This is a genomic window from Paraburkholderia caledonica NBRC 102488 (assembly GCF_000685095.1).
Taxonomy (GTDB): Bacteria; Pseudomonadota; Gammaproteobacteria; order Burkholderiales; family Burkholderiaceae; genus Paraburkholderia; species Paraburkholderia caledonica.
Genome location: NZ_BAYE01000001.1, coordinates 755109 through 779245 on the forward strand (window position 1 = coordinate 755109; position 24137 = coordinate 779245).

Genomic DNA, 24137 nt, shown 5'->3' on the forward strand with positions numbered 1-24137 from the left:
TGTTGTGAGGCGTTCGTGCGCCCCTGCCATTGTGTCGCTTTGCAGCGCTACACCTACCGCCGTCCACGTTGAACGAACGCGACGAAGATAATCACCACGCCCTGCACCGCCGCGTTCAGATACACGCTGATGATGCTGGTCAAATTCAGAATATTGGCAATGACCGACAGCAGAATTGCGCCGATGACCGTGCCGATCACGCGTCCTTCTCCGCCCTTGAGCGCGGTGCCGCCCACCACCACCGAAGCAATCGCTTCGAGTTCCCATAGCAAACCGGTGGTCGGCGTCGCCGAGCCGAGGCGCGGCACATACAGCACGGTGGCCACACCAACGCAAATGCCGAGCAGCACATACGTGACGATCTTGACGGTATCGACACGTATGGCCGCATATCGCGCGACCTGTTCATTCGATCCGATCGCCTGCACATGACGTCCGAACGCAGTGCGATTCAGAATCAGCGCGCCGCCCGCCGCCGTCACGAGAAATACCCAGATCGGCACGGGCACGCCGAACAGACTTGCGTAATAAACGGGACCGTAAAGATCGGATAACGAATTATCCAGCGTCAGCGCGCCGCCGTCGGCGAGCCATGTCAGCACCGCGCGAAAAATGCCCAGCGTGCCGAGCGTGACGATGAACGGCTCGATGCGCCCCTTGGTAATCAGCAGCCCGTGCGCGCAGCCGAACAGTCCGCCCAGCACGAACGCGAATGCGATGCCAAGCGTCACGATGACGAGCGGCGCAAAAGTGTGGCCGCCTACGCCCGCCGCAAGCCCGTTCATCAGCCAGATCATGCTGCCCGCGATCAGCGCCGCCATCGAGCCGACCGACAGATCGATGCCGCCCGAGATGATCACGAACGTCATGCCCACCGCGATGATGCCGATGAACGACGTGCGCGTCAGCACGTTCATCATGTTGTCGAGCGTGGCGAAATCGCGATTCAGCAGCGTGCCGACGATACACAGCGCGACCAGACCGACGAGCGGTCCAAGCGCATACAGCCGATGCGCGAAGCGCAACGCGCGGCCGGATTGCACGGCTTCAGTGGGTGCCGGTCGCATGGGCGATCAACTCCTCTTCGGTCAGATGTTCGAGCGTCAGCGTGGCTTGCAGGCGTCCCGCTCGCATGACGGCGACGCGATGGCACAAGCCGATCAGCTCGATCAGTTCGGATGAAATGACGATCACCGCGCGGCCCTGCGCGGCGAGACGATGAATCAGAAAATAGATGTCGCGTTTTGCGCCGACGTCAACGCCGCGCGTCGGCTCGTCGAGCACGATGACGTCCGGCTCCGGCTGTAGAAACTTGGCGAGCGCAAGCTTCTGCTGGTTGCCGCCGGAGAGCATGCGCGCGCGGCTCGACAGGTCGCCCGTGCGTATGCCGAATTCGCTCACCGCGCTTTTCAATGCATCGCGGCCCGCCTTCATGTCGAGCAGCGGATGCGCGTAGCGTTCCAGTGTCATGAGCGTCACGTTGTCCTGCAGGCTCAGGTTCACGTGCAGGCCCTTGCCTTTGCGGTCTTCGCTGAGATACGTGAGGCCGTGGCGCATTGCCTCGCGCGGACTTTTCAGATCGACGCGACGTCCCGCGATTTCGATGCGTCCAGCCGTGCGCTTGCGCAAACCAATGATCGCTTCGAATGCTTCCGTGCGTCCCGCGCCGACGAGTCCAGCGAAGCCCAGCACTTCGCCGGCACGCACGTCGAAGCTCAGATCGTCGACCCATTCCGGCACGGCGAGCCCTTGCACTTTCAGCGCGACCGGCGCGGTGGCGGATACCGTGATCTTCTCGGGGAACATGTCGGACACGTCGCGGCCAACCATCAGGTTGGCCATCTGCTGCCGCGCGAGCGCCGCCGTTTCATTGCGCGCGACGAAGCGGCCGTCGCGCATCACGATGACTTCGTCGGTAATGCGCTCGACTTCATCGAGCTTGTGCGAGATGTAGACGATGGTCACGCCATCGGCCTTCAACTTTGCCATCAGCGTGAAGAGACGCTCGGTTTCGGACGGCGTGAGCGTTGCCGTCGGCTCGTCCATGATGAGCAGGCGGGCGCGGCGCGACAGCGCTTTGGCGATTTCCACCATCTGCTTTTCCGCGACGATCAGCTCGCGCACCTTCGTGTCCGGCGCCTTGTCCAGTCCGACCTGTGCGAGGTAACGCGCGGCGTCGGCGCGCATCGCAGCATCGTCGACAAACCAGCCGCGCCGCTTCTCGTGGCCGAGGTACATGTTTTGCGCAATCGTCAGATGCTCGGCCAGATTGAATTCCTGATGAATCAGCACGATGCCTTGCGCTTCGGCGTCGCGCGAACCGGCAAAGTGTTGCGCATGACCGTCCACTAGCAACGTGCCCGACGTCGCGGTTTCATAGCCGGCGAGGATTTTCATCAGCGTGGACTTGCCCGCGCCGTTCTCCCCGAGCAACCCGTAGATGCGCCCCGGCGCGAGATCGAAGCTCACGCCGTGCAGCACGCGCACCGGGCCGAAGTCTTTGCGGATGTCGTCGAAGCGGATAGCGAGGCTCATGAGTCACGTGCTCCCGCGAATCACGAGCCGGTGCGGCAGCAGCACGCCCGGCACGTTGGCGAGCGGATTGGCGAGCCGCTGCAGCAGGAGACGCGCGGCGGTCTCGCCCAGTTCGCGCATGGGCTGCGCGATCGTGGTGAGCGGCGGATCGATTTGCGCGGCAATAGAGATGTCGTCGAATCCGACCACGGCGACATCGTCGGGTACGCGTTTGCCGACGCTGCGCAAGCCGTGAAGCACGCCCGTCGCGAGCGTGTCGGACACGGCGAAGATTGCAGTAGGTGCGTCGGGCGGCAGCATCAGCGTGGCCGCCGCCGAAGCGCCCGCCTCGTAGTCGAGGCTGTTCAGGTTCATGCGCCAGCCGTCCAGCGGCGTGATGCCCGCGTCGGTCAACGCATCCAGATAGCCTTGCTGACGTTGCCGCGCGTACAGATAGTCGACGTCGGAATTGATGAGGCCGATGCGCCGATGCCCGCGAGACAGAAGGTGCCGCACGGCGTCGCCCGCGGCCTGATAGTTGTCGATGCCTACATACGGCACGCCCACCGCCGGATCGAACTCACAGCATGCTACCCACGGCAGCGCGCCGGATGCATCGCTTTGTGCCTGCTGGATCGTCGCCGGGTCGAGACAGATCGCGCCGTCGGCGCGGCGGCGGCGCAGCAGGTCGAAGTAGCCGCGCTCGCGGCCGGCGTCCGCGCCCGTATCGCAGAGCAGCATGAAGTAACCGTGCTGGCGCGCAACGCTGTCGATGCCGCGGACAATCTCGGCGTAGAACGGATTGCCGAAGTCGGGGACCATCGTGAGCAACAGGCGGCTTTCGGCGGTGCGCAGATTGCGCGCTAGTTCGTTGACGCGGTAGCCGCTTGCATCGACGGCGGCGAGCACCTTGTCGCGAGTCGCGGGCCGCACGTTTTCGTGCGCATTCAGCACGCGCGATACGGTCGCCACCGAAACGCCCGCCTGCCTCGCCACGCCCGCGATAGAGAGCCCTTCCGCCGAGCGCGACGCCCGCGAAAGCGGTGGCGGCCGCGGCTCGTCGCCGGTTGCGGACACCGCTGCGGGCTTCGCTTTTGATGTCGATCTGGACAAGGCAGCGGCTTCCGAAAATGTAATCGATTACATTTTTTAGCGAACGAGTGTGGAAGTGCAAGGCCGGATTGCTAGGGATTTACACGGGGGCATCGGCGAAAAGCGCGCGGCGCTGAGCACACGAACCCCGCGACGAATGCGCGGACTCGAGCGACGCCGGCGAAAGCCCGCTCGGCGCGATGGCCGCCTCGGCCCGGACTGCCGGCACCATTTGGTACAATCCCGCAGTTACCCTGCCGCGACTTGCGCATCGAGTGTTAGTGCGAACGTCAGCGTGAGTATCAGCGCGACACGAGCGGACTCTCCGCCGAAGCCGCCGCGCAGTGGGAAAATCGCAAAACTCGCCAAACCAGAACCGCCAAACCCACCATGAACATCGAGCAAGCGCGTTTCAACATGATCGAACAGCAGATCCGCCCCTGGGAAGTGCTCGACCAGGACGTGCTGAATCTGCTGTCGATCGTCAAGCGTGAAAACTTCGTCCCCGCCGCATACCGCGATCTGGCTTTCGCCGACTTCGAAGTGCCGCTGCCGGCCGGTCAGCACATGCTGGCGCCGCGCGTCGAGGCGCGCACGCTGCAGGAACTGGCGGTGAAGAAACATGAAAGCGTGCTGGAAATCGGCGCCGGTTCCGGTTTCATGGCGGCGCTGCTCGCGCACCGCGCGCAACACGTGCTGACAGTCGATATCGAACCGGAACTCGCGGAACTGGCAAAGAACAACCTGATCGCGAATGGCGTGCTGAATGCCGAAGTCGCGACCGGCGACGCGGCGCGCGGCTGGGCCGCCGCTGCTCCGTACGACGTGATCTGCGTGTCGGGCGGCCTGCCCGTGCTGCCGCAGGAAATTCTCGAACACCTGAAGATCGGCGGCCGTCTGGCGGCGTTTGTCGGCACCGCGCCGGTCATGAAGGCGCAGATCATCACGCGTATCGACGAAAAGCAGTATCGCGTTGCCGACGTGTTCGAAACCTACGTCGAACCGCTCGTCAACGCCGTGCAGCCGCCGCGCTTCAAGTTCTGATTCGCGTGTTTTTCACGGACGGCCGGCGCGCCGCCGTCCTCTGAACGGAAGTCTCGCTGATGCAAAACCTGACCGCTCCCGCACTCGCCGAATGGCTCGCCGACACGTCGCGCCCCGCACCCGTGCTGCTCGACGTGCGCGAGGCATGGGAAATCCAGACGGCGTCGATGGCCGGCATCGTGTCGATTCCCATGCGTGAAATTCCCGCGCGCAGCGAAGAACTCGACGACGACGCGCAGATCGTCTGCATCTGCCACCACGGCGCACGCAGCGCGCAGGTCGCGATGTTCCTCGAATCGCGCGGCCACGCGAACGTCTTCAATCTGCAAGGCGGGATCGACGCATGGTCGCGCCAGGTCGACCCGTCGGTTCCCACTTACTGAGCCCACGGGCAATGAAGCGTCAGCACGCGCCGCTCCTGGCGTCTGCTCTGGCGCTTGCTTGCGCGCTTGCCTGCGTGTTGCACACGCCGCTCGCGCAAGCCGTCGACCTCTCCCAACTCTACGACGAAGCGCTTTCCAACGACGCGCCGCTGCAAAGCGCGCGCGCCGCGCTCGCCGCCAATAGCGAGGAACTGCCGCTCGCACGCGCGAAGCTGCTGCCGCAAGTCTCGGCGTCGCTCAATGGCAGCCGTCAGAGCACAGACTTTGGCGGCGGCTTTCCGGCGTCGTATGGCAACACCTACGGCTATGTGGTCTCGCTTACGCAGCCACTCATTCATGTGGACAGCTGGTACGGCTATGCGCAAGGCAAACTCGCGGTCGAGTCTGCGCAGGCCTCCTTCGCGCAGGCGCGCCAGGATCTGATCGTGCGCCTTGGCGAGGCGTACTTCGACGCGCTTGCCGCGCAAGACAGCGTTGCCATCGCGCGGTCGCAGAAGGCGTCGATCGCGCAGCAACTCGAATCGGCAAAGCGTTCATTCGAAGTCGGCAACACGACGATCACCGACACGAACGAAGCGCAAGCCAAATACGATCAGGCGGTCTCGCAGGAAATTGCCGCGCAGAACGATCTCGCCGTAAAGCTGGCGGCGCTGCAGCAGATCGTCGGGCATCCGGTCGAGCATATCGACGGTCTCGCGGCCGGTGCTCCGCTGCCGCCGCCCGTGCCCGCCGACATCAACCAATGGGTCGATGCGGCGAGCGACGCGAACTATCAGGTCGTACTCAGACAGATCGCGCTCGATAACGCGCAGCGCGAAACGTCGAAGGCGAAAGCCGGCCATCTGCCGACTGTCGATCTGGTCGCGAGCCGCTCGCATAGCAGCCTGGGCGCGGCTGGAGCCGGCAACTTCGGCGGGAATTTCGGCGGCGGCTTCGGCAGCGGCGCGAATACGCCGTCGCCCGGCACGCCCGCGCTGGCAGCGGAACTGGGCAACCTGGGCTCCTCGTACACGAACAGCACGATCGGCGTGCAGGTCACGATTCCGCTTTTCGCAGGCGGCGCCACGCAAAGCCGCGTTCGCCAGACGCTCGCGCTAGAAGACCAGGCCGCCGCCGATCTCGACACTGCCCGGCGCAACGCGGCGCTCTCCGCGCGCCAGGCGTTTCTCGGTGTGGTCAGCGGGCTCGCGCAAGTGCGTGCGTTGCAGACTGCCGAGCGGTCCGCGCGCACGTCGCTCGAATCGAATCTGATTGGCTATCAGGTCGGCGTGCGTATCAACATCGACGTGCTCAACGCGCAAGACCAACTCTTCTCCGCACGGCGCGACCTGGCAAAGGCGCGTTACGACACGTTGATCAATAGTCTCAAGTTGAAGGCCGCCACCGCGAACCTCACCGATCAGGACGTCTTGCAGCTGAGCTCACTGCTATCTCCCGTGGACGATGGCGCATTGACCGCGCTGCCACAAGCGCCCACGGTGCCGCATCCAGGCGCCGCGGCGAAGGGCGCGGCGGGCAAGCTCGGGCGGCGGGGGTTGCCAGGTTCGGCCACAACGCAGTAGCCGCTGCCGCCGTTCAAAGCCGGACCGTACCGCGGACTGATCCGCGGACTGTACCGTTCACCCAGCTTATAAATCGCTCGCGCCTTAACGGCGAATTTCCACGCATCTTCTGCAGAACGGGACCCAACTGTGCGGCCCGACTCTCGCACCTATCCGCGCGTGCGGCCGCTTTGAATCCTCTCCCATCTTTCTGAATGTCATCGGGGCTTAACTTGAGTTACTCAAGATCCGTTCCCATTCGATCTTTTACAACCGACATCAGGAAGCCTATGTTGTTCCAACCACCCACACGCCGCCCGTTATCGACTTTCGTTGCCCTGTGCAGCCTGCTCGCGCTAGGCGCGTGCGGCAGCAGTGACGAGCTCCAGAGCAGTGCGGCCGTCGCGCCCGCCCCGCCGGCGGATCCTGGATTTGTGGACAGTGCGTCCATTCCTCCCGTGCCGGCATTCGTCGACAATGCCGCTTCCAATCAAAGAAACGACGCGCACTTTGCGACCCTCGATACGAATGCCGGTGTACGTGTGGTCGCGCGCTTCCTCGACCTGTGGCAGCCGTCGACGATGATTGTCGATGCGGGAGCGTCCGCGCCAGCGGTCGACGGTTTCCCCGCCGTGATTGCCTCCACATGTTCGGGTCTCATCAACCCAGGCACAGCGTGCGGCACGATCCTCAATGCGGCCGTGTTGAATCAGAACACGCAGTTCGTCGTCAACGAGACGGTCTCGCGCACCCAGGCGCAAGCGGATGCAGCGTATTTCGACGACCGTCGCAACAAGGGATACAGCGTGACAGACGGTATGGGACCGTTGACCGGCGCATGGCTCGGCCTCACGCAGCAAACCACCACCATCACCTCGATTCCGGCGAACGCGACCACCACGCTGTACAACGACGCGGGCAACAACACGGGCGTTGGCCGTCCGGCCAATGCGGCGTTCGGCACCGTGGTCGACTTTGTCAACGCAATGAGCACGAACGGTTCGACGGAACCGGCGAAGCGCTTCTACAAATACGCGAGGCCGTACCGCTGGAGCAGTTCGGTGGTGGTCGTGCCGACACTCGTGCCGGCCGAAAGCACCACGCCCGCCACCGATGGCGGCTTCATCAGCGGCCATACGGCGGAGGCAATGCGCGACTCAATGGCCATGGCTTACGTGGTCCCGCAGCGCTTTCAGGAAATGATGAGTCGTGCGATGGAACTCGGCGAAAACCGGATCGTCGCAGGCATGCATTCGCCGCTCGACGTGACAGGTGGACGGATGCAGGGCCTGGCGGTTGTGGCTGCCAATCTGTATAACCCGACCAACGCGTCTTTGAAGGCCGCCGCCTACGCGCAGGCCCAAAGCGCTTTGATGGCGCAAACCAGTACGACGAGCAGCACGTTCAACACGTTCGCGCATTCCGGCACGACCGCGACGGACCGTTTTGCCGACTACACGGCCAACCGGGCGAACTACTTGCGCCGGATGACATTCGGCTTCCCGCAAATCGAAGCGACCGATGCAGCGCCGGTGGTTCCGAAGGGTGCAGAACTGCTGCTGGAAACCCGCTTTCCATACCTCAGCGCGGATCAGCGCCGCGTCGTGCTGAAGACGACAGAACTTCCGTCCGGGTATCCCGTCATGGACGATGCCGAAGGCTGGGGCCGCCTGAACATGTTCGCAGCCGCGGACGGCTACGGCGCGTTCAACGGCAATGTGATCGTTTCGATGGGCGCGACACAAGGCGGCTTCAACGCGCTCGACACCTGGCGCAACCCGATCTCAGGCACGGGCAAGCTCACCTTGCAGGGGACCGGCACGCTGCGACTGGCCGGAGCCAACACATTCTCGGGTGGCTCGCAGATTGCAGGCGGCACGCTCGAAGCCGATTCCGGGTCCGCGCTCGGAACGGGTGACGTGTATCTAGGTGCGGGCTCGCTGGTCGTCAATGCGCCCGGTGTGGTTTCCGTCGTCGGCAAATTCACGCAACTCGCGAATACGACGCTGGAGCTCAATCTCGGCGCCAACGGACAAGGCTCGATGAAGGTCGGCGCTCAGACCACGGTTCTCGGCGGAACACTGCATGTGAAGTTCGTCGACGGCTTCAAACCCAAGGCGGGCGATACGATTACTGTGATCAGCGGCAATGGTTCGAACGTGAAGTTCTCCGCCGTTTCCGTTGACGGCTTCAAAGCCACGCCGGTCTACTCATCAACCGGCGTTCAGGTCCATCTCGATTCGTAACTGAGGCGGCAAGGCTCCCCGCCTTCGCTACATCGGCTGCGAGTCCGCTCCGCGCGGACTCGCAGCCTCGCTCTTAGCCCTGAATGAACGCCAGCAGATCAGCGTTGAGCACGTCTGCGTTCAACGTCAACATGCCGTGCGCGAAGCCCGGATACGTCTTCAATGTTCCGTTCTTCAACAGCTTGATCGACTTCAGCGCAGCATCGGCAAACGGCACGATCTGGTCGTCTTCGCCGTGCAGCACGAGAGTCGGCACGCTGATCGCGCGAAGGTCTTCGGTCTGGTCCGTTTCCGAGAAGGCCTTGATGCCTTCGTAGTGCGCCTTGGCGCTGCCCATCATGCCCTGACGCCACCAGTTCTGGATCACGCCTTGATGGACCGTTGCGCCGGGACGATTGAAGCCGTAGAACGGCCCCGCCGGAACGTCGACGAAGAACTGCGCGCGGTTGTCGGCAAGCGCCTTGCGAAAGCCGTCGAAAACTTGGAGCGGCAGACCTTCCGGGTTCGCCTCGGTCTTGAGCATCAGCGGCGGCACGGCGCTCACCAGCACCGCCTTCGCGACGCGGCCAGCCGGTTCGCCGTGCTTCGCCACATAGCGAGCCACCTCGCCGCCGCCGGTCGAATGGCCGATATGCACGGCGTTGCGCAGATCGAGCGCTTCGACCACCGCGAACGCGTCGGCGGCGTAGTGGTCCATGTCGTGTCCGTCGGAGACTTGCGACGAGCGGCCGTGGCCGCGCCGGTCGTGAGCGATCACGCGGAAGCCCTTCTGAACGAAGAACAGCATCTGCGTATCCCAGTCGTCGGAAGATAACGGCCAGCCGTGGTGGAACACGATCGGCTGCGCGTCCTTCGGGCCCCAGTCCTTGTAGAAAATTTCGACATTGTCCTTCGTTGTCACGTACGGCATGGTCGTTTCTCCTGTTTCACGTTTTGAGCGATAGCCGACTGGATGATCCGGCGCGAGTGTTACGAAAGCCACCATGGTGGCAACAAACTGTAGAACGAATCTGGCAACGCGCTGAAAGGAGAATACTTACACGCGCGGCGTTATGGAAGCGCGATGAAAAGAACTGATCGTTGCGCCGCTGCCATCAATCGCCTCTGGGCACGCTTACTCGCGTCGCAATTTATTGCGCCGCTTCGCCCACCCGATTGAGAAATTTCGCAGAGTTTCCCGAATACCAGACAGGCACCATGCTCGGTCCATTTCGGGAGCCGTGTGATGAGACTCATGAAGATAGCGACGCTGGCCGCAACCGTGTTGCCGTTGGCGTCGTATGCCGCGCTGGGCGGCCCGCCGGTCACGGGAGCGTCCATGCCGCTCATGCTGCGCGCCGCCACGCCGCAGTCCGGCCCGGCGTCCGCAAGCAGCCAGCCGGCCAGCGGGCCCATTAGCGCGGCGCCCTACTCGGTGCGCCAGTCGGTCGACGCGAACGGCGTCACGATCCGCGAATACGTGCTGAGCGCCAACGTCGTGTTCGCCGTCACCTGGGACGGCCCGGTGCGCCCGAATATGCGCGCGCTGCTCGGCAGCTACTTCGCGAATTACGTTGCATCCGGGCAAGGCGGCGTCCGCGGCTCCGGTCCTTTGATAGAAGGCAACGACGATTTCCGCATCGAATCCGCAGGCCGCCTCGGGCGCTTCTTCGGCATGGCCTGGGTGCCGCGTCTGATGCCCGCAGGTGTGCGTCCGGGCGATCTCGAATAACAGCCATTCGCTTCCCGGGAAAACACATGAATACATTGAAAAAAACGCTTTCGCTCGCGGCGGCCATCGGTGTTCTGGCGCTTGCCGCTTGCGGCGGGGGTGGCGGGGGTGGCGGCAACGGCACACAGGGCAATAATTCGGCCGGCTGGAACGCCACACCGCAATGGACACCGCACGGGCCCGGCGCCTCCGGCGGTTCGGGGAACTCATCGCCGCCCGCTACAGGCGACAACACCGTCACGATCCGCGTCGACAATACGATGGGCGGCGTCAACCTGCTCAAGGCGTCGATCAGGGTATGCGTGCCGGGCACCCAGAGTGCGCCGCAATGCGTAACCGTCGACAACATGCTGGTCGACACCGGCTCCACCGGCGTGCGGATCGCGGCGCGCGCCATTCCCACGCTGGCCCCGCTGCTGCTGACGCAAGTCGGCGCAGTCGACGACACGAGCGGCTCCGCCCCCATCGTCGAATGCATGCCGTTCGCCTCAGGCTATACGTGGGGCTCGGTCAAACGCGCCGACATTACGATCGGCAGCAAGACGGCAAGCAACCTTCCGATCCAGGTGTACGCCGACGGCGCATTCGCCGCCCCCGACGACTGCACGAACTACGGTGCCGACCTGGGCGGCGGCGCCTTCGCCGGCATAAACGGTATTCTCGGCATCGACAGTTTCGCTACGGACTCAGCCGACGCGGTCATTACCGCGATTCCTGGCAATTACTACTACTGCCCGTCGCAGAACTCGTGCATTAGCACACGCATGCAAGCCGGCAAGGAAGTGAAGAACCCCGTGGCCGAATTCGCCACGGACAACAACGGCACGATCATCCGCCTGCCCGCCGTGCCGGCCGGCGGCCAGACGAGCGTCACGGGGCAACTGGTGTTCGGCATCGGTACGCAGCAGAACAACGCGTTGCCGTCTAGCGCGACCGTGCTTGCCGTCGACAAATACGGCGCTTTCACGACGCAGTATCACGGCAAGGTCTTCACCCGCAGCGCGATAGACAGTGGCACCAATGCGTATGCTTTCCCCGACGACACCATCGCGACGAGCGCGGACAGCTGGTACACGCCTGCTGCGCCGCTGTATCTGAGCGCAACGGTGGAGGCCACGAACGGCACGGGCAAGCCGCTCGATATGCCGTTCTCCATTGCCGATACGAGCAACCTGCGGTTATCCGGCTACTACGCTCTCAGCAACGCCGGCGCGAACTTCGCGTATGGCGGGAAAAACAGCATGTTCCTGTGGGGGCTGCCGTTTTTCTATGGCCGGGACGTCTACACGGTAATGGGGAAAGCGAAGGTAGGTAACCAGACCGGACCGTTCGTCGCGTTCTGACAATCAACTGCGGTCGTACCGAGGCGCGGCGTTATCGCAGCGCCTCCTTAAGCCGTTTCCTACCACCCGTTCGGCCTCATCTGCACATTCCGATATAGCCGCGCTGGCAACATGCTCCGACCTGTTTCGTGGAGCGATCCGATGATTCTTTCTAAGGCCGCACTGGCCGTTGCGGCCATGTTGCCGCTGGCTTCTTTTGCGGCATTGGGCGGCGCGCCGAGCCTCGGTACAACGTCGCACTCGTTGCTCCGGTCGGCAGCGGCCGTTGCCACGCCCGCCGCGACGGCGCCGTACACGGTGCGCGAATCAAGAGATACCGACGGCGTCCGGATTCGCGAATATGTATCGCCTGGCAACGTCGTGTTCGCCGTCGCATGGCAAGGCCCGGTGCGTCCCGACATGAACGCGCTGCTCGGCAACTACTTTCAACGCGCCGCGTCGGCGGGTGCAGGCCATCCGCGCGGCACAGGCCCATTGATCGACCGTAGCGGCGACTTTCAGATCGAGTCGGTCGGCCGGCCCGGCAACTTCTTCGGCAAGGCCCTGTTGCCGCGCCTGCTGCCGGCGCATGTACGCGCCGAAGACATCCAGTAACGCCGTGCGCAGACTCACCGAACAAGAAAACGATGAACACTTTCAGCAAGACTCTTTGCTTCGCGTTGCTAACGACCAGCGTCGGGCTGTCCGCCTGTGGCGGTGGCGGCGGTAGCGACGACGGGGGCTCGAAGCCGGCGCAGAGTAACGATAAGGCGGGTTCGTCGGAACCAGCTTCGGGCGTCGCTGGGGGGCAAGGACCGGCGCCTAAGTCTACGTCTGCACCGAGTCCAACTCCCAGTCCGGCGCCGGCGCCGCCTCCGGCACCACGTCCTACGCCTACGCCGTTGCCGTCACCGAGCCCGAAGCCGACACCAGCACCGTCGCCAACGCCAAGCCCGAAGCCCGCGCCGACGCCCACACCGGCACCGGCACCAGCACCAGCACCAGCACCTGCACCTGCACCGACACCGGCGCCAACACCAACACCAACACCAACACCCACGCCAACACCAGCACCAACACCGACACCCGCCACGAACACCGCTCCCATCATCGTTGAACGATGGACAGGCGGCTATGCCAACACGCCCTACGTCACCGTCACGTTCTGCATCCCGGGCGTGCAAGGCGCCAATCAGTGCGCGACGATAGATCACAAGCTGCTCGACACGGGCTCGGCAGGCGTGCGTGTGTTGGCAAGTGCGCTGGGGCCGGCGCTGGCAGGCAGCTTGCCCGCGCAGACCGGCGCGACCGACGATCCCACGCGCGGCGCGGCCATCTCCCAATGCGCGATCTTCGCGTCGGGCTACACGTGGGGCTCGGTGAAACGCGCGGACGTGACCATTGGCGCAAAGCTGGCGGGCAATCTGCCAGTCCAGGTTATCGGCGATGGCGCGAACGCGACGCCAGCGGATTGCGCGTCGCGCGGCGTCTCGGACATCGGCAGTGTTGCGCAGCTCGGAGCGAACGGCGTGGTCGGCATCGGCTCGGCGGTACGCGACTTTCCGCTCGCCGCGCAATATGTGTTGCCGGCGACGTACTACTATTGCCCGTCCACTGGGTCGTGCACGAGCACGCGCGTGCCGCTCGACACACAGATCATGAATCCGGTTGCCGAGTTCACTACCGACAACAACGGCACGATCATCCGCCTGCCCGCGTTGCAGCCCGGCGGTCAGGCGAGCGCGACCGGTGAGCTCGTGTTCGGCATCGGGACGCAGCAGAACAATGGGTTGCCGTCGAGCGCGAATATCATCCCGCTCGACAGCAACGGCTTTTTCGCGACCGCGTATAAGGGAAGCACCTTCGGCAACGGCGTCATCGACAGCGGCTCGAACACGACCATCTTCCGCGATACGGCCATTCCGTTCGACGCATGGGGTCGCTACACGCCCTCCACCACGCTAAGCCTATCCGCTGTGCTGAAGCCAACGGGCAGCGCGGCCACGTCCGCAACCGTGCCGTTCCAGGTAGCCAACACGGCGAGCCTGCTCTCCGGCACCTATGCGGCGCTCGATAACATTGCGTCGTACACGTCCGTCTCCAGTTACTTCATCTGGGGCTTGCCGTTCTTCTTTGGCCGCAGTCTGTACACCGCGCTGAATGGATCGCAAGCCGGATCGCAAAGTGGACCGTTCGTCGCGTTCTAGCGCGCCGACGCAAAACCCGCGCAATGCCTGATGCAGCCGCTTGATGCAAACGCCTCATGCAAACGCCTTGAGGCAGACTCATAAAGCCAGCGCATAAAGCAAACGCCTAAAGCGAACACGCAAAGCCAACGCCTCCAGCCAACCACTCCAAACGTTCAATCCGTCTCCCTCAACACCTCGGCCACCGTCGCAAAAATCTCGTCGATCTGCTCCTCTTCGATAATGAGCGGCGGCGAGAACGCGAGAATGTCGCCGGTATAGCGTGTCAATACGCCCTTCTGGAAACATCGCACGAACACGTCGTAAGCGCGTGCGCCAGGCGCCCCGTCGCGCGGCGCAAGCTCGACGCCGCCCACGAGCCCGAGATTGCGAACGTCGATCACATGCCGTTCACCGCGCAGCTTGTGAATCGCGCGCTCGAAAAGCGGCGCCATCCGCGCGGCCCGATCGAACAACTGCTCGCGCTCGTAGAGGTCGATTGTCGCGCATGCCGCGGCGGCGGCAATCGGATGTCCCGAGTATGTATAGCCATGAAAGAGTTCGATGCCGCCCGGCGCGCCGTTCACGATCGAGTCGTGAATCTGGCCGCTTGCGGCCACCGCGCCCATCGGAGCGGCCGCGTTGTTGGTGCCCTTCGCCATCGTCAGCAGGTCGGGCGTGACGCCGAAGTACTGCGCGGCGAACGGTGCGCCGAGGCGACCCCAACCGGTGATGACTTCGTCGAAGATCAGCAGAATGCCGTGCTTGTCGCAAATCTCGCGCAGCCGTTGAAGATAACCTTGCGGCGGAATCAGCACGCCGGTCGATCCGGCCACCGGCTCGACGATCACCGCGGCAACCGTCGACGCATCGTGCAGCGCGACGATCCGCTCGAGTTCGTCGGCGAGATGCGCGCCCCACGCCGGTTGGCCTTTCGAATAAGCGGCCTCTTTGATGTTCAACGTATGCGGCAAATGATCGATCGACGGCAGCAGCGCGCCCGAAAACGCCTTGCGGTTGGGCGCGATGCCGCCCACGGAAATACCGCCGAAGCCGACGCCGTGATAGCCGCGTTCGCGCCCAATGAAGCGGGTGCGTTGTCCCTCGCCGCGCGAGCGGTGATAGGCAAGCGCGATCTTCAGCGCAGTGTCGACTGCTTCCGAGCCTGAGTTCACGAAGAAGATGTGCTTCAGATCACCCGGCGTGTGTCGCGCGATCTTCGTCGCGGCCTCGAATGCTTTCGGGTGGCCCATCTGAAACGTGGGCGCGAAATCCATCTCAGCGGCCTGAGCCTGCACGGCGGCCACGATTTCATCGCGGCAGTGCCCTGCGTTCACGCACCACAGGCCCGCGGTGCCGTCGAGAATGCGCCGCCCATCATGCGATGTGTAGTACATGCCTTTGGCGCTCGAGAGCAGACGCGGCGCGCTCTTGAACTGGCGATTGGCGGTGAAGGGCATCCAGAACGCGGACATATCGGGCTGATTGGCGCCGGCGGATTCAGTCATCTCGTATCTCCATGCAGAACTGTCGACGAGACTAAGCGCTTCAGCGCTTGGTCCCGTCCCATGCAAAGGCCAGTAGGCGGTCTTTCAGTGTAGGCACAACACAGCGCATGCACAAAGCAGCGGCGCATGTGCACCGCCAAAGCCCGCCGGCCGATCGTCACGCTTCGTCGCGGCGCGGCGCGCACCTGAACGAGGCGCATCGAAGCCATGTGCACCAGATTCGTACGCCAAGCCGCATAAGCCCGCTCGCGTGGAGGCGCGCCGCAGCGCGCGAAGCCGCAGAGCGCCCGGCAGCCCTCACATGGCATGTGCCTTGCAGTACACGAGCGGCAAGTCATGCGGGGCAAGCCCCGTGGCTGAAATCGACGCCCATAAACATTCATCATCAATGGCAAGGGGATATACATGAAACGTCGCAGTCTGTTGAAGTTCGGCTCCATGTCCGGCGCGCTCGCGCTTGCAGGTCGCGCGCCGTTCGCTCGCGCACAGTCCGCGAGCGGCCCGATCAAGGTGGGCATCCTGCATTCCCTGTCCGGCACGATGGCGATCTCCGAGACATCGCTGAAAGACACCGCGCTGATGACCATCGCTGACATCAACAAGAACGGCGGCGTGATGGGCCGTCAGCTTCAGCCAGTGGTGGTCGACCCCGCTTCGAACTGGCCGCTCTTCGCCGAAAAAGCGCGTCAGTTGATCACGCAGGAAAAGTGCGCGGTGGTGTTCGGCTGCTGGACGTCGGTGTCGCGCAAGTCGGTGCTGCCGGTGTTCGAAGAACTCAACGGGTTGCTCTTCTACCCGGTCCAGTACGAAGGCGAAGAGATGTCGCGCAACGTGTTTTACACGGGCGCCGCGCCGAACCAGCAGGCGATCCCTGCGACCGAATATCTGATGAGCGCGGAAGGCGGCGGCGCGAAGCGCTTCTTCCTGCTCGGCACCGACTACGTGTATCCGCGCACGACCAACAAGATCCTGCGCGCTTTCCTGAAGTCGAAGGGCGTGCAGGAGGCCGACATCCAGGAGGTCTATACGCCGTTCGGCCACAGCGACTACCAGACCATCGTCGCGAACATCAAGACCTTCTCGCAAGGCGGCAAGACGGCCGTGATCTCGACGGTGAACGGCGACTCCAACGTACCGTTCTATAAGGAACTCGGCAACCAGGGGCTGAAGGCTTCCGATGTGCCGGTCGTCGCGTTCTCGGTCGGCGAGGAAGAACTGCGCGGCATCGACACGAAGCCGCTGGTGGGCAACCTCGCGGCATGGAACTACTTCATGTCCGTGCGTAACCCGGCCAACGAGAAGTTCAAGAAACAATGGGCCGCGTGGGTCAAGGAGAACAACCTGCCTGGCGGCACCAAGCGTGTGACGAACGACCCGATGGAAGCGACTTTCGTCGGCATCCACATGTGGAAGCAGGCTGTCGAGAAGGCGAAGAGCACCGAAGTCGACAAGGTACGCGTGGCGATGATCGGCCAGCAGTTCGCAGCGCCGTCGGGCTTCACGCTCGAGATGGACGGCAACCACCATCTGCACAAGCCGGTGATGATCGGCGAAGTGCGCGCGGACGGTCAGTTCAACGTGGTGTGGCGCACCAAGACCGCGGTTCGCGCGCAGCCGTGGAGCCCGTTCATCGCAGGCAATGCAGGCAAGCCGGATGTAGTCAGCTCGATTCCGGCGTTTCTGAAGCGCTCGCGGGTCGCTTAACGGCACCGCGCACGACGGCGGCTCGACTGGCCGCCGTCATGTGTCGAGGCGAATTCCAGGCGAATTCAAGGCGAACTTCCGGCGACCGTCACGGTGTTCCGGCACGCGCAGTGAGTTCGGCGCGAAACCGGCATGCGCAGCAATCGCAATCGAAACTCGCGTGTGCCCGCCGAGCGATCACGGCCGTAATGCTTGCGACCCGTTCCGCTCGACACTGCCCGATGCGATTCGGCGGCTGAACGTAGCCGTACAGCGTGCGGCACAACACCGGCCCGCATTCAACCGGCGCGATGCGAGCTTTGCAAAGCGCGTCGCCGGTCATTCTTCAAAGGCCATCATGGCGTTTTCATTCCTCACTTTTGCACAGCGGTTCGCGCGACGCAGCGTCAGCAGCACGGCTTTTGCGTTGGTTGCGTTGGTTGCATTCGGCGCGCTGACGCCGCATGCCGCGTTCGCGTTGACCGCGGCCGATGTGGCTCCGCTTGCCGCCGACGACTTCGACGCGAAGTCCGCAGCCATCGACAAACTCATCGCCAATCACGACAAGGAGTCGGTCGCGGTGCTGAAGGCGTTGTCCGAAGACGGCGTGCTCGCCACCGACTCAGGCGCCGTCCTGCTGCAGGACGGCGACGCGACGCGCGATGCCGTCACCGGCAAGACCGTCGCTGCAAGCGACGCACAACCCGTCACGTTGAATAATCTGCTGCGCTCGAAAGTGGCGGGCGCGCTCTCGGGCTTACAGCTCGACTCGCCCGATAAAGCGACGCGCGAGCAAGCCATCAACGCGCTGCTGAAAAACCCTGACCCGTCGATCAAGCCGCTCGTCGACACGGCCCGCGCAAAAGAAACCGACCCGGCACTGAAGAAGCGCCTCGACACGCTGTGGGCAATGACCGCGCTGCATGACGCCGACGCGGCTAAACGTCTCGAAGCGGTTAAGCTCGTCGCCGCGCGGCACGATCTCGACATGAACGAACTGCTGCGACCGCTCGTCGCGAAAAAGCCCGACGGCACATTTGCGGAAGCCGACGCTCGCGTTCGCGCCGCGGCGCAAAGCGGTATCGACGAACTCGACGCAATCCAGCGCCGCGGTGAAATCGCCGGCACGCTGTTCGCGGGTCTGTCGCTCGGCAGCGTGCTGCTGCTCGCGGCACTCGGGCTCGCCATCACGTATGGCCTGATCGGCGTCATCAACATGGCGCATGGCGAATTTCTCATGATCGGCGCCTACGCCACGTATGTCGTGCAGAACCTCTTTCAGCGCTTCGCGCCGGGCGGCTTCGACTGGTATCCGCTCGTCGCTGTGCCCGCGTCGTTCGTTGCGGCGGCGCTCGTCGGCATTGTGATCGAGCGGCTCGTGCTCAAGCATCTGTATGGCCGTCCGCTCGAAACGCTGCTGACCACCTTCGGCATCAGCCTGATCCTGATTCAGGCGACGCGCATGCTGTTCGGCGCGCAGAACGTGCAGGTCGTCAATCCTTCGTGGATGAGCGGCGGCGTGACCGTGATGGCGAACCTCATCTTGCCGTACAACCGGCTCGCGATTCTCGCGTTTTCGCTGATCGTCGTCGGCATTGCATGGGCGGTGTTGACGAAGACCCGCCTCGGACTCTTCGTGCGCGCCGTCACGCAAAACCGCCGCATGGCTGCATGCGTCGGCGTGAAGACCGCGCGGGTCGACTCGTATGCGTTCGCGTTCGGCGCGGGCATCGCGGGACTCGGCGGCTGCGCGTTATCGCAGATCGGCAATGTCGGGCCCGACCTCGGGCAAAGCTACATCATCGATTCGTTCATGGCGGTCGTGCTCGGTGGCGTGGGTCAACTGGCGGGCACGGTGATCGGCGGCTTCGGGCTCGGACTCGTGAGCAAGGCGATCGAGCCGTTCTGGGGCGCCGTGCTCGCGAAGATCGCGGTGCTCGTGCTGATCGTGCTGTTCATCCAGAAGCGTCCGCAGGGCATGTTCGCCCTCAAGGGCCGTAGCGCGGAGGCATGAGATGACATCTGCAACTTCTTCTTCGACCGCGTCCGGTCATGTCGGTACAGCGGATGGCAACTCGGCCGGCAACTCGTCCGGCCGCGTCGCGCAGTCGGGCTTTGCCCTCGGCTTGCCGCCGCGTCCCGCGCTGCTGTCGCGCCGTGCATGGCTTGCGCTGATCGCGCTGATCGTCGTGTTCGGCCTCGGCGTGCCGTTCGCTACGCTGGTGGTGCCGGAAGCGAGTCCGCTGCATCTGTCCGCTTACGCGACGACCATCACCGGCAAGTTCATGTGCTACGCGATCGCGGCGCTCGCACTCGATCTGGTGTGGGGTTACTGCGGCATTCTGAGCCTCGGACACGCGCTCTTCTTCGCACTGGGCGGCTACGCGATCGGCATGTACCTGATGCGCGCGATCGGCCACGACGGCAAGTACGGCAGCGATCTGCCCGACTTCATGGTGTTCCTCGACTGGCATCAACTGCCGTGGTATTGGCAAGGCACGCAGCATCTGGGCTATGCGCTGCTGCTCGTGGTGCTGGTGCCGGCAGTGGTGGCATGGGTATTCGGCTTCTTCACGTTCCGCTCGCGAGTGAAAGGCGTATATCTGTCGATCATTACGCAGGCGATGACGTTCGCTGCCATGCTGCTCTTCTACCGCAATGAGACGGGCTTTGGCGGCAATAACGGCTTCACCGATTTCAAGCGCATCGGCGGCTTTCCAATCACGCATGCCGGTACGCGCACTGCTCTGCTGCTGATCACGTTTGCGGTGCTGATCGTCGCGTTCCTCGGCGCGCGGGCCATTGTCACCTCGAAGCTCGGCCGCGTCGTGACCGCCGTGCGCGACGGCGAAACGCGCCTGATGTTCCTGGGCTACAGCCCGCTCGCGTACAAACTCTTCGTGTGGACCGTGTCCGCCGTGTTGTGCGGCATTGCCGGCGCGTTGTACGTGCCACAGGTCGGCATCATCAATCCGGGTGAGATGTCGCCTGGCAATTCGATCGAAATGGCCATCTGGGTGGCCGTGGGCGGACGCGGCACGCTGATTGGGCCGATTGTCGGCGCGTTTGCGGTGAACGGCGCGAAGAGCTTCTTCACGGCAAACTTCCCTGAATACTGGCTGTTCTTTCTCGGTCTGATCTTCGTGCTGGTCCCGCTGTTTCTGCCGAACGGCATCATGGGACTGGTCGAACTCGTGACGCGCAAGAGGAACCGCTCATGAACGAAAACCCGATGGTTCCCGATCTGGCTTTGCCCGCGCATCCTTCTGAACACGCGTTGAGCGGCGTCGCGAGCATGGGGCACGTCGTCGTTCCCGGCGAGATTGACGTGTCCCACGGCACGATCCTGTATCTCGAAGACGTGACCGTGAGCTTCGACGGCTTTCGTGCGTTGAACGCGCTGACACTTTCTATCGACGCCGGCGAATTGCGCTGCATCATCGGACCGAACGGCGCCGGCAAGACGACGATGATGGATGTGATCACTGGCAAGACCTCGCCTGATTCGGGCAAGGTGTTTCTCGGCCAGTCGATCGACCTCACGCGAATGAACGAGCCGTCCATTGCACGTGCCGGCATTGGACGCAAGTTCCAGAAGCCGACGGTGTTCGAGCAGCATCCCGTTTGGGAAAACCTCGAGCTCGCAATGAAGACCGACAAGGGATGGCTTGCGTCGTTGCGCGCGCGGCTCGATCGCGAAGCGCAAGCACGCATCGAAGAAACGCTCGTCCTGATCGGTCTGGAATCCGAGGCGCGGCGTCTTGCCGGCGAACTCTCGCACGGACAGAAGCAGCGGCTGGAAATCGGCATGTTGCTCATGCAGCAACCTGCGCTGCTGCTGCTCGACGAACCCGCCGCGGGCATGACCGACGATGAGACGATGCAGCTGGCAGACCTGCTCAATCATCTGCGCGGCACGTGTTCGATGATGGTCGTCGAACACGACATGGAGTTCGTGAAGGCTCTATCGGGCGATACCGGCAAGGTCACGGTGATGGCCGAAGGGCGCGTGCTCGCGCACGGCACGCTCGACGAAGTGAAACGCGACGAGACGGTGATCGAGTCGTATCTTGGCCGCTGAGCGGACAGGCCAGTCAAAGGGTCGAACGGACATGCTAGAAGTAGAAAACCTGAACCAGTACTACGGCGGCAGCCACATTCTTCGCGACGTGAAGCTCACCGTGCCCGATGGCAAACTCACCGTGCTGCTCGGCCGCAATGGCGTGGGCAAGACGACGTTGCTGCGCTGCCTGATGGGCGTCGTACCGACGAAGAGCGGCTCGATCGCCTGGCGCGGCACGCCGATCACGAAGCTGCCCACCTATTCTCGCGTCGAGAAAGGGCTTGCCTACGTGCCGCAGGGACGCGATATCTTTCCGCGGCTCACCGTCGAAGAAAATCTGCTGGTGGGCGCCGCCAGCAAGAAGGCACCGAAGAAGATTCCCGAGCGCATCTATGAGTTGTTTCCCGTGCTCAAGGATATGCGCAGCCGTCGCGGCGGCGATCTGTCGGGCGGTCAGCAACAGCAGCTCGCGATCGGCCGGGCATTGATGAGCGATCCGCAACTGCTGATTCTCGACGAACCGACGGAAGGCATTCAGCCGTCGATCATTCAGGACATTGGGCGCACGCTGCGTCAGCTGGTCGAAGAGATGGGCATGACGGTGTTGCTCGTCGAGCAATACTACGACTTCGCGAAGGACATTGCCGACCGCTATTGGGTGATGAGCCGCGGCGAGATCGTCGCGGGCGGCGAAGGCGCGAACATGGATGCGGATGGCGTGCGCGCGCTGATCGCGGTGTGACGCTCTCGCGTCGGTGAGCGTGCTATGCTCGGCGCGTCTCGGGCCGGGTTCGCACGCCTTGGCCTTGCGGCTTCTCTTCCTGTACCAATACGTCGATCGCACGTTCATTCGCATGTCGTTTCACGAAAATCACGCCACGCTCGCTACAGTGCAACCGCAGGCGCAAGCCGAGACGCATGCGCGTTGGCGCGCGCGGCTCGAACTTGGCTTCGTCAGGCATGGCGAGCGCACTGTCCTGCAGCATCGGCTGCACGATGGCCCGCTGCGTGTCCAACGGCCGTTGTATCCGGAAGGTCAGGCTGTTTGTCACGCAGTGATCGTGCATCCGCCGGGCGGGGTCGCGGGCGGCGATCAACTCGATATAGAAGTGAATGTGGGTGCTCATGCCCATGCCGTCATCACGACGCCCGGCGCGACCAAGTGGTACAAATCCAATGGACGCTCCGCGCGGCAGCATATCGCTGTACGCGTCGGCGAAGGCGCGAAGCTCGACTGGCTGCCGCAGAACAATATCGTTTTCGATCACGCAAAAGCACAGCTCGACTTCTCGCTGACACTCGAGGAAGGCGCAACGGCGATCGGCTGGGACGCGACGCAACTCGGTCGGCAGGCGGCCGGCGAGCGGTGGTCCGATGGAAGCCTGCGGGCGGTGTCGCGTATCGCGCGGGCTCACGGCGAGTTGTTGTGGCTGGAGCGGGCGAGTCTCGTCGCCGGTGACCCGCTGCGCGACGCGGCTCAGGGGCTTGGCGGCTTTCCTGCTTATGGAACGCTGTGGGCCGTTGGACCGCGTTGCGACGATGCGCTGGCCGAAGCGCTGACCGCGCAGCTTCCCTTCGACGACTCCGTGCGCGCAGCGGCTTCCTGCGTGACGAGCGGCGTATTGCTCGTGCGCGCCGTGTCGCGATCGATGGAGACATTGCAGCGCGCGTTGACGCAATGCTGGTTGCAGTTGAGGCCTGTTGTGCACGGAGTCGAGGCGGTGCCTTTGAGGATCTGGACGACGTAGGCTACCTGCGCAAAACCACCACGCCTTCGCCGCACGCGGCAGCGCCGCAGTCTCTTCGGCGAACACACCCGCTTTCACCGCGTAAGACAAGTCCGCACCAACTCGACGCAATCACGAGCCCTCATCTGGTGCGTCGCCTCGCAAACCTCCCCACTAGCCCCTGCCGCACCACGATGGCACACACCTTGCGTTGCTAGGGGCCGATGCTGCCGCTCCCTCGCCGCCAGCCGCCTGCCCGCCACCACCACAGCTACTACAAATGAATCGACCAACGCTCCGTTCCGCCCGTCGCACCCTCCTCGCCGCACTGCTCGTTTCGCCCGCCCTCGCAATCACCGCCCCTGCGGCGCACGCCGATACGCTCGATAACATCGCCAAGGCAGGCGTGCTCAAGGTCGCCGTGCCGGAAGACTATCCGCCGTTCGGTTCGGTCGGCCCCGACATGAAGCCGCAAGGCTATGACATCGACACCGCCGCGCTGCTCGCGAAGTCGATGAACGTGAAGCTCGAACTGGTGCCGGTGAACAGCGCGAATCGCATTCCCTACCTGCAAACGAACAAGGTCGATCTGGTGATCTCGTCGCTCGGCAAGACGCCCGATCGCGAGAAAGTGATCGACTTCTCCAACGCCTACGCGCCGTACTATCAAGGCGTGTTCGGCCCGGCCGACATCAAGGTCAGCGGCCCCGCCGATCTGACCGGCAAGACGGTCGGCGCGACCCGCGGCGCGCTCGAGGAACTCGGTCTCACGCAAATGGCGCCGAACGCCACGATCAAACGCTTCGAGGACAACAACGCGACCATCGCCGCGTTCCTGTCGGGCCAGGTTCAATTGGTCGCTGCGGGCAACATCGTCGCCGCCGCGATTCTCGCGAAAAATCCGCCGCGCCGTCCAGAGCCTAAGTTCGTCATCAAGAACTCGCCGTGTTTCGTCGGCATGAACAGAAACGAACCGCGTCTGCAGCAGAAGGTGAACGCCGCCATTGCGCAAGCCAAGCAGGACGGCACGCTCAACACAATGTCGAAGAAGTGGTTCGGCGCAGCGCTGCCCGCGGATCTGTAAGCGCGTCGTTAGCCGGGCTTGATAGCGTGGCTG

20 protein-coding genes and 1 pseudogene are annotated in these 24137 nt (G+C 63.6%); 15 read left to right on the plus strand and 6 right to left on the minus strand.

All coding sequences use genetic code 11. The annotated features are described in order from the left end of the window. Positions 1-53: 53 nt before the first annotated feature. The 3 genes from BCA01S_RS03480 to BCA01S_RS03490 are packed head-to-tail and all read right to left on the minus strand — an operon-like array spanning position 54 to position 3627. Positions 54-1067 (minus strand): ABC transporter permease, encoded by a 1014-nt coding sequence (locus tag BCA01S_RS03480; RefSeq protein WP_027775717.1) that lies wholly within the window; start codon positions 1065-1067, stop codon positions 54-56. Further along, positions 1048-2535 (minus strand): sugar ABC transporter ATP-binding protein, encoded by a 1488-nt coding sequence (locus BCA01S_RS03485; RefSeq protein WP_027775718.1) that lies wholly within the window; start codon positions 2533-2535, stop codon positions 1048-1050. The genes BCA01S_RS03480 and BCA01S_RS03485 overlap by 20 nt, the downstream gene beginning before the upstream one ends. 3 nt (positions 2536-2538) lie before the next feature. Further along, positions 2539-3627, minus strand: a complete 1089-nt coding sequence (locus BCA01S_RS03490) for a LacI family DNA-binding transcriptional regulator (RefSeq protein ID WP_027775719.1) — start codon at positions 3625-3627, stop codon at positions 2539-2541. A 369-nt stretch (positions 3628-3996) separates the two neighbouring features. Here BCA01S_RS03490 and BCA01S_RS03505 point away from each other — a divergent pair, with 369 nt between their 5' ends. The 4 genes from BCA01S_RS03505 (at position 3997) to BCA01S_RS03520 (ending at position 8820) form a co-directional block, all read left to right on the plus strand. Then, a complete protein-coding gene (locus BCA01S_RS03505; RefSeq protein WP_027775720.1) occupies positions 3997-4650 on the plus strand; it encodes a protein-L-isoaspartate O-methyltransferase family protein in 654 nt (217 codons plus the stop codon). A gap of 59 nt (positions 4651-4709) precedes the next feature. Then, complete coding sequence (locus BCA01S_RS03510) at positions 4710-5033, plus strand: rhodanese-like domain-containing protein (protein WP_027775721.1); 324 nt, start codon at positions 4710-4712, stop codon at positions 5031-5033. 11 nt (positions 5034-5044) lie between these two features. Beyond that, the gene (locus BCA01S_RS03515) at positions 5045-6595 is read left to right on the plus strand and encodes a TolC family outer membrane protein (protein ID WP_027775722.1); all 1551 of its coding nucleotides are present in this window, start codon (positions 5045-5047) and stop codon (positions 6593-6595) included. A gap of 269 nt (positions 6596-6864) precedes the next feature. Continuing rightward, positions 6865-8820 (plus strand): acid phosphatase, encoded by a 1956-nt coding sequence (locus tag BCA01S_RS03520; RefSeq protein WP_027775723.1) that lies wholly within the window; start codon positions 6865-6867, stop codon positions 8818-8820. 73 nt (positions 8821-8893) lie between these two features. On the opposite strand, the gene BCA01S_RS03525 is transcribed toward BCA01S_RS03520, so the two are convergent. Next, positions 8894-9730, minus strand: a complete 837-nt coding sequence (locus tag BCA01S_RS03525; protein WP_027775724.1) for an alpha/beta fold hydrolase — start codon at positions 9728-9730, stop codon at positions 8894-8896. Positions 9731-10045: 315 nt separating this feature from the next. Here BCA01S_RS03525 and BCA01S_RS03530 point away from each other — a divergent pair, with 315 nt between their 5' ends. From BCA01S_RS03530 to BCA01S_RS03540, 3 genes are all read left to right on the plus strand, one after another. Continuing rightward, the gene (locus BCA01S_RS03530; protein ID WP_027775725.1) at positions 10046-10531 is read left to right on the plus strand and encodes a DUF2844 domain-containing protein; all 486 of its coding nucleotides are present in this window, start codon (positions 10046-10048) and stop codon (positions 10529-10531) included. Between the two features lie 26 nt (positions 10532-10557). Next, on the plus strand, positions 10558-11874 hold the full coding sequence (locus BCA01S_RS03535; RefSeq protein ID WP_027775726.1) for a DUF3443 domain-containing protein: 1317 nt from the start codon (positions 10558-10560) through the stop codon (positions 11872-11874). A 141-nt stretch (positions 11875-12015) separates the two neighbouring features. Next, a complete protein-coding gene (locus tag BCA01S_RS03540) occupies positions 12016-12468 on the plus strand; it encodes a DUF2844 domain-containing protein (RefSeq protein ID WP_027775727.1) in 453 nt (150 codons plus the stop codon). A gap of 279 nt (positions 12469-12747) precedes the next feature. Here BCA01S_RS03540 and BCA01S_RS38875 read toward each other — a convergent pair whose 3' ends face one another. Further along, complete coding sequence (locus BCA01S_RS38875) at positions 12748-12906, minus strand: hypothetical protein (RefSeq protein ID WP_174446996.1); 159 nt, start codon at positions 12904-12906, stop codon at positions 12748-12750. A gap of 47 nt (positions 12907-12953) precedes the next feature. Between BCA01S_RS38875 and BCA01S_RS03550 the strand changes: the two are divergent. Continuing rightward, positions 12954-14060 (plus strand): annotated as a pseudogene (locus BCA01S_RS03550) (DUF3443 domain-containing protein); the annotation flags it as partial. A gap of 155 nt (positions 14061-14215) precedes the next feature. On the opposite strand, the gene aptA reads toward BCA01S_RS03550, so the two are convergent. Then, positions 14216-15547 carry an omega-aminotransferase AptA gene (aptA, locus tag BCA01S_RS03555; protein WP_027775730.1) on the minus strand — a complete coding sequence of 444 codons (1332 nt, stop codon included), beginning with the start codon at positions 15545-15547 and terminating at the stop codon, positions 14216-14218. Positions 15548-15952: 405 nt separating this feature from the next. On the opposite strand from aptA, the gene urtA reads away from it, so the two are divergent. The 7 genes from urtA (at position 15953) to BCA01S_RS03590 (ending at position 24104) form a co-directional block, all read left to right on the plus strand. Then, positions 15953-17251 (plus strand): urea ABC transporter substrate-binding protein, encoded by a 1299-nt coding sequence (urtA, locus tag BCA01S_RS03560; protein WP_027775731.1) that lies wholly within the window; start codon positions 15953-15955, stop codon positions 17249-17251. Between the two features lie 337 nt (positions 17252-17588). Further along, positions 17589-19244 (plus strand): urea ABC transporter permease subunit UrtB, encoded by a 1656-nt coding sequence (gene urtB / locus BCA01S_RS03565; protein ID WP_084166744.1) that lies wholly within the window; start codon positions 17589-17591, stop codon positions 19242-19244. Position 19245: 1 nt separating this feature from the next. Then, on the plus strand, positions 19246-20451 hold the full coding sequence (urtC, locus tag BCA01S_RS03570; RefSeq protein WP_027775733.1) for an urea ABC transporter permease subunit UrtC: 1206 nt from the start codon (positions 19246-19248) through the stop codon (positions 20449-20451). Next, positions 20448-21311 (plus strand): urea ABC transporter ATP-binding protein UrtD, encoded by an 864-nt coding sequence (urtD, locus tag BCA01S_RS03575; protein WP_027775734.1) that lies wholly within the window; start codon positions 20448-20450, stop codon positions 21309-21311. Before urtC ends, urtD begins: the two co-directional genes overlap by 4 nt. Positions 21312-21342: 31 nt before the next feature. Continuing rightward, positions 21343-22035, plus strand: coding sequence for an urea ABC transporter ATP-binding subunit UrtE (gene urtE / locus BCA01S_RS03580; protein ID WP_027775735.1), 693 nt, complete (start codon positions 21343-21345; stop codon positions 22033-22035). A 112-nt stretch (positions 22036-22147) separates the two neighbouring features. Continuing rightward, positions 22148-23041: an urease accessory protein UreD gene (locus tag BCA01S_RS03585; protein ID WP_027775736.1), complete on the plus strand. Its 894-nt coding sequence runs from the start codon at positions 22148-22150 to the stop codon at positions 23039-23041. A 259-nt stretch (positions 23042-23300) separates the two neighbouring features. Further along, entirely contained in the window at positions 23301-24104 is an 804-nt protein-coding gene (locus tag BCA01S_RS03590) for a transporter substrate-binding domain-containing protein (protein ID WP_027775737.1), read from the plus strand. The last annotated feature ends 33 nt before the right edge of the window (positions 24105-24137 follow it).